Genomic DNA, 11,810 nt, shown 5'->3' with positions numbered 1-11,810 from the left:
GTACAAGGCGCGCCCCAAGCTATAATAGTATATGGGGCTGGGGCCGTCGGCAGCCGGGTTCTTCCACGTTGACTGCCAGACAATTAAATCATTACCCAAGCTCACCGGCCGGGGCCACAGTGCGGCTATATCCACCAGCGGGTACAGCCCCGAAAAGACAATAGCCCCGAGCAGGTACCACCGGTTCAGGGTGTGGAAGGTAAGCTGGCGCAGCAGCACGTAGTACACGGCCACAAAGAGCAGCAGCGCCCCGTTCACTTTCAGCAAATAGACGAGCAGGTCCGGCATCAGGGCTGAGGCTTCTGGTTTTCTATCATGTCGAGAATTTCTTTCAACTCTTCGGCGCTGATGTGTTGCTCCTGCGCGAAAAACGAAACCAGGTCTTTGTAGGAGTTGCGGAAGTAGTTGCCCACGAAAGCGTGCATCGACTGCTTGCGGTACTCTTCGGCGGCAATGGCGGGCGTGAAGCGATACGTGTTGCCGAGCTTCTCGCTGCAGAGGTAGCCTTTGCGCTCTAGGTTGCGGATGGTAGAGGCCAAAGTGGTATAAGGTGGCCGCGGCTCGGGCAGTTGCTCCAACACCTCCTTGATAAAGCCACCATTGAGTTGCCACAGTACCTGCATGGCTTCTTCTTCGGGTTCAGTGAGTCTTTCCATAACTTCTACGATATTTTCGTAATTCTACGAATATTTCGTAGAAAGGTATAATGTTCATCAAATTAATTTTTTGTCGTGGCTAGCAGAGGTTCGCTATGTTGTTTGGCGGCTACTGCAAACAGTTGCGCCGTCATGTGCAAGACTGTTTGGGAAACAGGTACCGCGCAGCCTGTTCCAGCTATTTTCCGTAGGCAAGACTATACCTCATTCCTTATGACCAAGACTGTCTTTATTGCGTCCGCGGAACCACATAGCGGCAAGTCACTGATTGCGTTGGGCTTAGTGGATATGCTACTTGGCAAGGCCCAGAAGATTGGCTACTTCAAGCCCATCATCAACGCCTCGGAAACCAAGAAGAAAGATGTGCACATTGAAACCGTGCTCAGCTACTTCAACCTCCCCATTGCCTACGAGGAAACCTACGCCTACACCCGGCCCCAGGCCATGCGCCTAATGGAAGCCGACCGGCAAGGCGACATCATCGACACCGTTATCCACAAGTTTAAGACGCAGGAAGACCGCTACGATTTCACGGTAGTGGAAGGCAGCGACTTTGTGGGCGAAGGCACGGCGTTCGAGTTCGACGCCAACCTTTCCATTGCCAAAAACCTCGGGGCTCCGGTTATTATGGTGATATCGGGGGCGGGCAAAACCACGGCGCAACTCGTGAATACGGCCCTCACGGTGTGGCGCAACGTGGAAGCCCGCGAAGTGCAGATGCTGGCATTGGTGGCCAACAAAATCAACCCAGAGCAGGTGGAAGACGTGCGGGGCTTGCTGCGGGCGCAACTGCCGGAGGAAATTATTCTGACGGTAATTCCGGCCGATAAGAATCTGCAAAATCCGTCGATGAAGGAGATTCAGGAGCAGTTGGGCGGCAAGCTTTTGTTTGGCGAGCAGCACCTAACCAACCAAGTTGACCACTTCATTACCGGGGCCATGCAGGTGCCTAACCTGCTGACGCGCCTTGCCGAAAACGTTTTGATTGTGACGCCTGGCGACCGGGCCGATATTTTGCTGATTGCATTGCAAGCCAATGCCTCAGCCAATTACCCACGAGTGGCTGGTCTGGTGCTTACAGGTGGCCTGGAACCCGAACAGCCCGTTCTTCGACTGATTGAAGGCCTGCAAACAATAGTGCCGATCTTAGCTGTTGAAACCGGCACCTTTCTCACTACCACTACCATTGGCGCCATTCAGTCGCGCATCACGGCTGATAATCCCAAGAAGATTCGCTTAGCTATTGATACGTTCAACCGGTACGTGGATGTGGCGGCCTTGCAGGAGCGGATCGTGACTTTCGAGCCCGAAGGCTTGACGCCGCACATGTTTCAGTACCGGCTGCTGCAATGGGCCAAAAGCCAGCGCAAGCACATTGTACTCCCCGAAGGCAACGACGACCGGATTCTGCGGGCGGCGGCTCGGCTGCTCAATGAAGATGTGGTGGACTTAACCATCCTCGGCGACCCTACGGCCATTGCTGCCTCCGTAAAGCGCCTCGGTCTGAACCTGGATTTGAACCGCGTGCAGCTCATCGATCCGGCCCACGCCGAGCTCTACGACAACTATGTGGAGACGCTTTACGAGCTGCGCAAAGCCAAGAACGTGAACTACGACATGGCCCGCGACATGATGCGCGATGTGTCGTACTTCGGCAGCATGATGGTGTACAAGGGCCACGCCGACGGCATGGTGTCGGGAGCGGTGCACACCACGCAGCACACCATTCGGCCGGCATTGCAGTTCATCAAAACCAAGCCGGGCGTGTCGGTGGTGTCGTCGGTGTTCTTTATGTGTTTGCCCGACCGGGTAGCTGTATTTGGCGACTGCGCTGTAAACCCCAACCCCACGGCCGAACAGCTAGCCGAAATTGCCATTTCCTCGGCTGAGAGCAGTGAGCGGTTCGGTATCGAGCCGCGCATTGCCATGCTCTCGTATTCGTCGGGCACCTCGGGCGAAGGCGCTGACGTAGAGAAGGTTCGGCAGGCTACGCAAATTGTGAAGCAGCGCCACCCCGAACTCAAAGTGGAAGGCCCGATTCAGTACGATGCCGCCGTCGACCCGATGGTGGGGCGGCATAAACTACCGGGTTCGGAAGTGGCGGGCCAAGCTAGCGTGCTCATCTTCCCCGACCTTAACACTGGCAACAACACCTACAAAGCCGTGCAGCGCGAAACCGGCGCCTTGGCCATCGGTCCCGTTTTGCAAGGCCTCAACAAGCCCGTCAACGACTTGAGCCGCGGCTGTACTGTGGAAGACATTTTCAACACGGTGATTATCACGGCCATTCAGGCGCAGGGGTAGCAGCTAACGGTTTCGGGGTTTGCCGAAGGTAGCAACGTAGCATTCCTGAAGTTGATTTAAGTCAATCAGTTCACAGCTCATTCGTTAGCTAATTAGTATTGCGCCAACCCGGCTTTCAACAATACCATGTTAGCGGCTTTAGAACCATCCGTCAAGGCTTTATCCGAATTCGCCTCTAGTTCTTTTGAAGCTTAAGAAACATTTTAGACATGGTTTCTGGGTCTATTGCTTCCATGTCCATAAGCTTCAACGACTTGACCATTTTAAGTGTCGTGGTTTTGTAGGTTTGAAAATGCGGTGTTTTTAGGTGCAGCTCATAAGCCTCTCTGCTGGCGTATATCTCCAAAATTCTTACCTGCGTTGGCGCGTCCTTTTGGTACATTGGATAGATAGAAACAACCCCTGGCTCTAATTGCACCGACGCTCGGGACTCCTCTTTGAGAATTGCCTTGTATTCTTCAAGATGCTTTGAATCAATTTCGATTTCAGAAAGACGAACCATCATATTCGACCTTTGAGCGAAAGCACTACTGCAACAAAGCAGCGTGAACAGGGTGATCAAGCAATATTTCATAAAAGTCGATTAGTTCTTTCTGTAAGGTAAAACCCTGTTTTTCCCGTGAAGAATTTGTGTTTACGAAACTCGTTGTCTTGCAGGTTTCGGGCAGCGGCGTGGTGCGTTTCGGAGACAGCCAGCGCAACCTCTGCCACGGCTACGTTGCTGTCGAGCACCTGCGCTCCGGGCCTTTATCGAGGTTGCCGATCAGGGTTACTTGGTTAAGTCCGCGCATAAGTTGTTGCGAATAAAGTGAAGGCTGCTGCTGCCCGAGCCGGTATTGGCTACGTACTTTGTCTTTTCAATTATCTGATATTCTCCCGTAAAGTTCACCTGTCCGGCACTACACCACTACCACGCCGCCCGAAGCACGGCCCGTGGAAAAGGCAGCCGGGAAAAAGATAGGCGCATGAATCTACTCGTCCTCAATTCCGGTAGCAGTTCCATTAAGTACCAGTTTTTTCGGTGGCCGACGGAAACACCGGCTTGCAGCGGCTTGGTGGAGCGCATCGGCCTCGACAATGCCGTGGTAACGCACAAGGTGCTGGCCGAAGAGCAGGAAACGACCACCGTGCTGAGCGTGGATTTGCCTGACCACGAAGCTGGTTTGCGCGAAGTGGCCCGCTTGCTGGCCGACCCGCAACTGGGCGTGCTTCAGGACCCAGGTGAGGTAGAGGCGGTGGGGCATCGGGTGGTGCACGGCGGCGAGGAGTTTGCGGCTACGGTGCTGATTATTCCGGCGGTGAAAGAAGCTATTCGCCAGTTGTTTCCGCTGGCACCGCTGCATAACCCCGCCAATTACCGGGGCATAGAGGTAGCCGAAAAGACGTTTCCGCACGCCAAACAAGTGGCCGTGTTCGACACCGCATTTCACCAGACCATGCCGGAGGAAGCCTACCGCTACGCCATTCCGACGGAGCTGTATTCCGACCAAGGCATTCGGGTGTACGGGTTTCACGGTACCAGCCACAAGTACGTGACCGAGCAAGCGGCGCAGTACCTGGGCAACCCCGATGCACGCTTGGTGAGCGTGCACCTAGGCAACGGATGCAGCATTACGGCCGTGCGTGGCGGCGAATCCGTGGATACGAGCATGGGCTTCGGGCCGCTGGCGGGTTTGGTGATGGGCACCCGCTCCGGCGACATCGACCCATCGGTGGTGTTTCACCTTATCAGCCAGCTAAGCTACACGCCCGAGCAAGTGAGTGCCCTGCTCAACAAGCAAAGCGGCATGTTAGCCCTCACCGGCCTGAGCGACATGCGCGACATTACGGCCGCCATCGAGAAGGGCGATGCTAATGCCCAACTCGCCTACGACCTATATGCCTACCGCATCAAGAAATACATTGGCGCCTACGCCGCCGTCCTCAACGGCCTCGACGCCATCATCTTCACGGCCGGCGTCGGCGAAAACGATGCTCTGGTGCGCAAGTTGGTTTGCCAGAATCTAGACTATTTAGGGATTCAACTCGATGAGGAAAAGAATGCTGAACGGGTTAAAGGAATCCGAGAAATCAGCCAAGAAAACTCGCGGGTAAAGGTGCTGATAGTGCCCACCAATGAGGAACTGGAAATTGCCCGGCAGTGCATGGAGTTGCTGGAGGCCGCGGAGTAAAGCCTTGCCTATTCACGCTGCTCACAAAAAGAAAAGGCGACCTGCATAGTGCGGGTCGCCTTTTCAATAATAGTCAGAGCTAGAAAACTGGTTTCTAGCACAAGTTCACGCTACCAGATTTTAGCCCGCTCGTTTTGAGCGCGCACCATCTTGGCGTCTTCCTTGCAACCAAAAGCTTCGTAGAACTCCGGCATGTTCATGAGCGGGCCGTTGGTGCGGTACTGCGAGGGGGAGTGCGGGTCGGTTAGCACTTGCTGACGTAGGGCCTCGGGGCGGGCGTTGGTACGCCAGATCTGCGCCCAGCCTAGGAAGAAGCGCTGCTCAGGCTTAAGGCCGTCGTAGTTTGGGCGCGGGTTGGTGCCGTATTTCTTGGTGAGTTGCTTTTGCAGTGCCGAGTAGGCCAAGGCCAAGCCACCGAAGTCGGCCAGGTTTTCCCCCATGGTCAGCTTGCCGTTCACGAAAACCGAATCCAGCGGCTGGAAGGCCGAGTACTGGGCGCCTACCATGTCGGCGCGCTTCGTGAACTCGGCTGCATCTTCCTTGGTCCACCAGTCGCGCAGGTTGCCCTCGGCGTCCGACTGCCGGCCCCGGTCGTCGAAACCGTGCGTGATTTCGTGGCCGATAACGGCGCCCATGCCGCCGTAGTTGACGGCGTCATCGGCGTTGGGGTCGAAGAAGGGCGGCTGCATGATGCCAGCCGGAAACACGATTTCGTTGAGCGAGGAGTTGTAGTAGGCATTCACCGTGGGCGGCGTCATGCCCCACACGCTCCGGTCGATGGGCTTGCCGTAGCGGCTCAGGTTGTCTTTCGACTCCCATTCGCGGGCCGCTAGTACGTTTTTCAGGTACGATTCGCGCGAGATGTTCAGCGCCGAATAGTCCTTCCATTTGTCGGGGTAGCCGATTTTGACGGTAAACGAATTCAGCTTTTTGAGGGCTTCTTTCTTGGTAACGTCGCTCATCCAGGAAAGCTGCTGAATATGCTCGCCCATAGCTTCCTTGATGTTGCCCACCATTTCCAGCGCCTTGGCTTTGGTTTCGGGGGTGAAGGCCTTTTCCACGTACAATTGGCCGAAAGCCTCACCTAAAGCCGCGTCGGTGGCGCGGTTCATGCGCTTCCAACGGGCCTGCTGTTCTTTGGCGCCGCTAAGCACCTGCGAGAAGCGAAATTCTTCGTCTACGTATGCTTTGGGCAGGGCCGACGCCATAGAATTCACGAGGTGAGCCCGCAGGTAGGTTTTCCAATCAGCCAACGACTCTTGCTTGAGGGCCATGCTGGCTTCCTTCAAGAACTCAGGCTGGCCTACAATTACTTCCTTAGCCGAACTCAACCCCAACTGAGGCAGCATGGCCGTTAAACCGAGGTTGGGAAACTGCGTGTTGGCCTCGGCTACCGTCATTTTGTTGTAGTTGGCGTACGGGTCGCGCAGGGCTACCCGGTCTTTGCTGGCTTTGGCGAGCCGCGTTTCCAGGCGCATCACGGTTTCAGCACCTTTCTTGGCCGTGGCCTCGCTGTCGCCGAGCAGCTTGAACATATTCGTCAGGTACGTGATGTAGGCGGTGCGGATGGTTTTCGAGCGGGCGTCATCCTTGAGGTAGTAGTCGCGGTCGGGCAAGGTGAGGCCGCCTTGCGAGAGGTAGAGCGCATACTCGGTGCTCTTCTTGCGGTCCTGGTTCACGCCCAAGCCAAAAACCGAACGGGTTTGCAGGGTCTGCTGGCGCACCAAGGCGTTCTGCAAGCTCTTCAAATCCTTTACCGCCTGAATGCGCGCCAACTCGGGCTGCAAGTACTTCAGCCCGGCTTTCTCGATGGCCACCGAGTCCATAGCGGAAGCGTAGAAGTCCCCAACTTTTTGCAAGTTAGAGCCCTTGGTAGCCGACGTGTTGGTAGCAGCTCCTTCCAGAATGCTGCGCAGAGCGGCGTTGTTTTGGTCGCGGAGGATGTTGAAAGAGCCCCACGACGTTTGGGCAGCCGGAATGGGCGTGTTCTTCAACCAGGTACCGCCAGCGTACTGAAAAAAGTCTTCGCAAGGCGAAACTGAGACGTCGCGGGCCGACAAGTCCAGCCCGACACCGGGTACGGTAGGGGCGGTGGCAGCGGTTTCGGTGGTAGCAGCGGCGGGGGCGGCGGTGCTGGTGGTAGCGGTAGGCGTAGAGGAAGCACAGCCAGCCAGCGCAAAGCCAGCGGCAGTACCAAGCGTGAGAAGTAAGTTTCGGTTTGAATTCATGTAAGCTTGGAAAAGGTTGGGTTGGTGACAAGCAAGTATGCAAAATACAACTACTTGCTTAGATACTCCTACACCAACAGACCCGCGTTGAGCCGGTGAAGCTGCATAAGGAGCCAAACCCCAGCGTCGCTTTCCAATAGTAACCGCAACTGCGCGTACGTAGGCACTTCCTCCCCGCCAACTCGTCTGAACCGTGCGTACACTGCTGTATCGGTGCCTGTTTCGTGCCACCGGATGAAAAGAGCCCGCAGCTTGGCAATGAATTCGTCGGGGCTAGTTTCGCGCAAATACATGGGAGCGGCATCGTCGGCTAGCTGCTCTAGCTTGGACCGGCTTTCACGCACAATTTCTTCTTCTAGTAGCAGCAGCAACAAAATAGCCAGTACCTGCTCCCCCGGCCCGAACTGCACTGTACCTAATTCATTTTCAAGCCTTTCCACATCGCCCTGACTGGTAGGCACTATTAGCTGCTGCGTATTTTTGGCTAGAGCATGCAGCAGATTGTGTTGAAGGCGGGCCTTGGACGCAAACCGTTTCACTTGCCGCGGAATAGGCAGCACCCGCCCAATTGGCCCGGCAAAAGCTCCGAGCAGCAGTTCCAGCAAAGGCGTGTCGCGCTCGAATCGGTCGGGCACGAGCAGCTTATTTTGCCGTTCGCGCCAGCCTATCCAGGCGAAACCCAGTAGCAGCGCCAAGCCCAACAACGTCAGTGCCGGCAGCAGCCAAGTTAAACTCGCTTGCAATCTGTCTGTCCTGGGCTCAGTTGAGGGCTGAACTTGCGCGGATTGGGGAGTAACAGCTTTGGCAGTAGTGGTTTGCGTTGTAACGGACGGGAAGTTGGCGGGGATAGACGCATTGGTAACCGGTGGTGGCGGCTGGCTGGCCTTGCTGGTACCCGCAGTACCCTGCCGCTCTGTGCGCAACGCGCCCACCAAGTCGTTGTGCCGCCGCTCGGCAACGGAATCTTGCTGGTGTTTCTCACGCGCTAGCAGTTGCTTTGCGGCCGCCTTCGACAGCGCGTCTTTGCGCAGGGCAGCACGGGCATCGTCTTCCAGATGGGCATAGAACAAGCTTACCAGCACGTAGGCCGTCAGCAAACCAAGAAAGATGCGGAACAGGGGCGGCATGAATGGGAAGTTAAGTTGGCAGGGGGGCAGCAACAGGCTTGGCGGTTCGCTCTTGGGCAGGGGTTGGTTGCTCTTCGCCAAACAACAGCCGGGCCACCTGCTCGGGCTTGCACTGAGCTAGCGTGGGCATGGGCACCACCAAATCAATCAGCTTTTCGAGGTAGCGCGCGGCATGATGCCGGGCTTCGACCGAAGGCATGCGCTTGTCGGAATCGAGGGCATCGGCCAGAATGCGTACCACCTCGGGCACGTGCATGCCCAGTACGAAATAGAGCCGGGCTACATCCTCGGGAGCCGACTTAGTGCGCTGATCATCAGCGGCGGCCAGCACGGCGGCATCTTGCTGCGCCCGCGCTTCACGGCTTACTTCCACCAGGAAGTTCAGGCTCTCTAGTAATTCCAGCACCCGCGGCCCCGGAATACGGTCGACGTCATCAACAAAGAACACGATGCGCAAGCCCGAGGGCGCGTAACGCAGCACGTCGCTGAACTCGCGCCGGTATTGGTCGCGGAAGCCGGTATCGGCGCGGGCGGCAGCCTGCTCGAATTGGCGCAACGGCAGCAGCTCGGTGATGGCCGCGCCGTGCGTGCGCAGGGTGTGCAGGAGTCCGAGCAATGTGCCCAGCCAAGCTAGCACCGTGCTCCAAATAGTAAGGCTGGAACTACTGCTCGTGGGCTTATCGGAGCCGGCCAGGCTAAGCAGCGCCGGGGCCTGGCTTAACAAGTGAAAGGGGGCCAGCATCCAGCCAACTTGGTGATCCGCAAACCACTGGTCGAGGGCGCGGACCGGCGTGGTCAGGTTGAGGTGCAACGGTGGCGACTCCAGCAATACCCCCAGCAAATACAGCAGCACTGGCCCCAACAAAAACACAATAATGCCTGCCCGCCACGCCTGCCAGAAGCTTAGCTCCCGCAGCCGCCGAGAGTGAAAGCTGCGGCGGTAAGGTCCGTCGTTGCAGACCCGTAACAGCTCCCGCAGAAAGGCTCCGAGCAGGTGCTGGCCACTTTGGTAGTGCCACACATTGATCCAGATGTCGCGGAACGCTGTTCGATCTGGATTCTGGCACAACTCTTTGCGAATCTGGAGCATTACCGAGCTTTTGCCCGAGCCCCAGTTGCCGGATACCACCACCGAATAGGGCGCCCCAGTAGCCGCATTGCGCAACAGCCCGGCCACAGCCTGCGCTACCGTCCCGAACCCCAGCGTATCGGCCGAGCTTGGCTGGTCGTCTTTGCCGAGCACGGCGGCCAGCGCGTCGGCGGGTGGCGGCAACGTGGTGGCCCGCAGCTGCCGACGGCGACGCAGCAGCCGCACGATTTGCCACCCCCAGGCCAGCGTCAGCACAACCAGAATGGCCGCCAATATCGCCAACTCTAGGCCCGGCACGAATTTGTCGCGGAGAAGGACGGGGAACATAAGCTAGAGGTTTGGCGACGTTATTCTTTCTTGCTGTTTCGGGCGGGCTGCTTCTTGACTTGCTTCTTTAGACTGTCTGATCGGGAGCGGCTTAGCGCCTTTGAATCGCCCCAGCCCTCGTCGGTCAGTGGCGCAGTACTTTTGGTGTCTTCGGGCTTTGGGTATTGCTGGTAGTTGAGCTCTTTCTGCGCGGCAGGGTTGTTAGGTTCTGAATTGCTGGTTTGCTCAGGGGTGTTTCCTCTGTTACTGGATTGCTTTGTGTTATCATTTTTTCTTGCTTTCTGCGCACTGGCGGCTCTTCCCTGGCTAGATTTAGCTGTTTGAGTAGTTGCCCGTGCTTTGCCTGCCGGTAGCCTTGAGTTTGCAAGCAAAGAATTACCAAGCTTCGCGGCTGGTTTAGTTGCCACAACGTCTTGGCTCTGACTGCTAATTCTTGCTTGCGCTATGGCTCTACTCAACTGTGGCCTGATAGCAATGCGTTGCAGTTGGTCGCCGGCGGCAGTATGCGTGAGTAGAAGGGCGCTATCGGGGCGGTTGGCGGGCCAGAACGTCAGGGCTACGGGCTGTACCCCAGGGCCGAACAGGCGCAACGGGGCGTGATTAGCAGCAATGAAATTTTGTTCTTGAATTCCCCAGGAATAAAGGCTTCGTCCACTACGCGTAATAAATAGAATGCCATTTGATTCTTGGTCGAAAACCAGTGCCCCTAACGTGTCCAGTAGCGGCTCTTTCGCCCATCTGTTCCAGGAGACCATGGTTATTTCCGTTGCCTTGGAAGCCGGCCGAAATTCCCCAACACCCCGCGAAGAAGCCACCAAAAAGCTATTTCGGTCGGCCCAGTAAGCGGCCACCATTCCCGCGTCCGGTCTTATCAACCGACTAGCGCTGAGAGGCTTTGGCGTCCAGCTCTGGCCTTGGTCCACGGTTGCCCATACCTCGCCATCAGACGCTGTTATTACCGCTTTCTGTCCAATCGTATCGAGTGCTACGCTCCGCAAAGCCGCCCCGAAAAAGCTTGCTACCTGACGGCTCTGGCCTTGTGTTGGAGTATCGAACACATTGGTTAGCGCACGGACCCAGCCTGAATCGCCAACAATTAAACCCTTGCCGGGGGTACCCCACCCGAAGGCCAGCGCCCGTGCCCGATGGATAGGGACGCCCAGGACGCGGGCCCGCCAGATGCGGCCGTGGTCGGCGCTGAGCAGCACGTGCGCTTGGCCAGCCGTATCGGCCAGAATCCAGAGCCAGAGGCGGCCGTCGGGACCACGCACGGAACCCGCTTGGCGGAAAGTGTAGCCGCGAACAGCAACCGGAATCATTTCCACTTGCCGCTCGCGCGGGCCCCAACGCCAAAGCCCGAACCCCAACAGCGCCAACACCACTCCCGCCCAAAGCCAACCCTTCAGTTGCTGGTCAGTGCGCTCATACTCGTTTTTTAACGTATTCGGACTAGAGGTGTCTGCCTCGTTGGCATCACCTTGCAGTGCAGTATTCTCTTCCCCCGCCTTGTTCAGATCAAGAAAACTATCTGAAATTTTACGAGCAGTATCTGTGCTTTGCGCTGGTTGTTTGACAACTCGCTCCATAACAATCGAATACTATAAAATAGGGGCTTCCCAGTTGAAAGTCGATGAGCAGTTATCACTCGTTGTATCACCTGAACGCTCTTCCGCGCTGCCCCTGTAGCTAATTCAATTCTCGACAACACCACTTCCATCCAGCAGCGCATTGTTGGCCCTGCTTTCACGCATATGCTAAATTTAGTAAGTTTCGCTATCTATATATAGTAAAAGTAATTTATTTATAGCCCCAAGAATTACGAGCCCGTAGTAAGCTCATTGATGAATAAGGACCTGCACTGGCGGAACAGACAGCAGAGGATTTAGCCAGAAGCCCCTAGCACTGGA

Annotated in this window: 8 protein-coding genes; 2 read left to right on the top strand and 6 right to left on the bottom strand. The window is 56.5% G+C overall.

Translation table 11 applies throughout. The features are described 5' to 3' along the window. Positions 1 to 287 precede the first annotated feature (287 nt). Complete coding sequence (locus ACFE7X_RS08770) at positions 288 to 656, bottom strand: BlaI/MecI/CopY family transcriptional regulator (protein WP_375435298.1); 369 nt, start codon at positions 654 to 656, stop codon at positions 288 to 290. A gap of 213 nt (positions 657 to 869) precedes the next feature. On the opposite strand from ACFE7X_RS08770, the gene pta reads away from it, so the two are divergent. Beyond that, positions 870 to 2,960 carry a phosphate acetyltransferase gene (pta, locus tag ACFE7X_RS08765; protein ID WP_375435297.1) on the top strand — a complete coding sequence of 697 codons (2,091 nt, stop codon included), beginning with the start codon at positions 870 to 872 and terminating at the stop codon, positions 2,958 to 2,960. Between the two features lie 175 nt (positions 2,961 to 3,135). On the opposite strand, the gene ACFE7X_RS08760 is transcribed toward pta, so the two are convergent. Beyond that, positions 3,136 to 3,534 (bottom strand): putative quinol monooxygenase, encoded by a 399-nt coding sequence (locus tag ACFE7X_RS08760; RefSeq protein ID WP_375435296.1) that lies wholly within the window; start codon positions 3,532 to 3,534, stop codon positions 3,136 to 3,138. Between the two features lie 391 nt (positions 3,535 to 3,925). Here ACFE7X_RS08760 and ACFE7X_RS08755 point away from each other — a divergent pair, with 391 nt between their 5' ends. Then, positions 3,926 to 5,131, top strand: coding sequence for an acetate/propionate family kinase (locus ACFE7X_RS08755; RefSeq protein ID WP_375435295.1), 1,206 nt, complete (start codon positions 3,926 to 3,928; stop codon positions 5,129 to 5,131). 110 nt (positions 5,132 to 5,241) lie between these two features. Here the strand turns inward: ACFE7X_RS08755 and ACFE7X_RS08750 are convergent, their stop codons facing one another. The 4 genes from ACFE7X_RS08750 to ACFE7X_RS08735 all read right to left on the bottom strand — a co-directional run bounded on the left by ACFE7X_RS08750 (position 5,242) and on the right by ACFE7X_RS08735 (position 11,489). After that, the gene (locus tag ACFE7X_RS08750; protein WP_375435294.1) at positions 5,242 to 7,359 is read right to left on the bottom strand and encodes a M13 family metallopeptidase; all 2,118 of its coding nucleotides are present in this window, start codon (positions 7,357 to 7,359) and stop codon (positions 5,242 to 5,244) included. A gap of 68 nt (positions 7,360 to 7,427) precedes the next feature. After that, entirely contained in the window at positions 7,428 to 8,486 is a 1,059-nt protein-coding gene (locus ACFE7X_RS08745) for a hypothetical protein (RefSeq protein ID WP_375435293.1), read from the bottom strand. Between the two features lie 10 nt (positions 8,487 to 8,496). Continuing rightward, positions 8,497 to 9,903 (bottom strand): P-loop NTPase fold protein, encoded by a 1,407-nt coding sequence (locus tag ACFE7X_RS08740; protein ID WP_375435292.1) that lies wholly within the window; start codon positions 9,901 to 9,903, stop codon positions 8,497 to 8,499. Between the two features lie 20 nt (positions 9,904 to 9,923). Beyond that, entirely contained in the window at positions 9,924 to 11,489 is a 1,566-nt protein-coding gene (locus tag ACFE7X_RS08735) for a hypothetical protein (protein WP_375435291.1), read from the bottom strand. Between the last annotated feature and the right edge of the window lie 321 nt (positions 11,490 to 11,810).

This window comes from uncultured Hymenobacter sp. (assembly GCF_964242765.1).
Classification (GTDB): domain Bacteria; phylum Bacteroidota; class Bacteroidia; order Cytophagales; family Hymenobacteraceae; genus Hymenobacter.
Note: the sequence above shows the minus strand (reverse complement) of the source record. Positions and strands in the feature narration are given on the sequence as shown.

Bases quoted from the DNA above. Each gene is read 5' to 3' on its own strand.
- pta (WP_375435297.1), top strand. From the start codon at position 870: ATGACCAAGACTGTCTTTATTGCGTCCGCGGAACCACATAGCGGCAAG.
- ACFE7X_RS08750 (WP_375435294.1), bottom strand. From the start codon at position 7,359: ATGAATTCAAACCGAAACTTACTTCTCACGCTTGGTACTGCCGCTGGC.
- ACFE7X_RS08740 (WP_375435292.1), bottom strand. From the start codon at position 9,903: ATGTTCCCCGTCCTTCTCCGCGACAAATTCGTGCCGGGCCTAGAGTTG.
- ACFE7X_RS08735 (WP_375435291.1), bottom strand. From the start codon at position 11,489: ATGGAGCGAGTTGTCAAACAACCAGCGCAAAGCACAGATACTGCTCGT.
- ACFE7X_RS08770 (WP_375435298.1), bottom strand. From the start codon at position 656: ATGGAAAGACTCACTGAACCCGAAGAAGAAGCCATGCAGGTACTGTGG.
- ACFE7X_RS08745 (WP_375435293.1), bottom strand. From the start codon at position 8,486: ATGCCGCCCCTGTTCCGCATCTTTCTTGGTTTGCTGACGGCCTACGTG.
- ACFE7X_RS08760 (WP_375435296.1), bottom strand. From the start codon at position 3,534: ATGAAATATTGCTTGATCACCCTGTTCACGCTGCTTTGTTGCAGTAGT.
- ACFE7X_RS08755 (WP_375435295.1), top strand. From the start codon at position 3,926: ATGAATCTACTCGTCCTCAATTCCGGTAGCAGTTCCATTAAGTACCAG.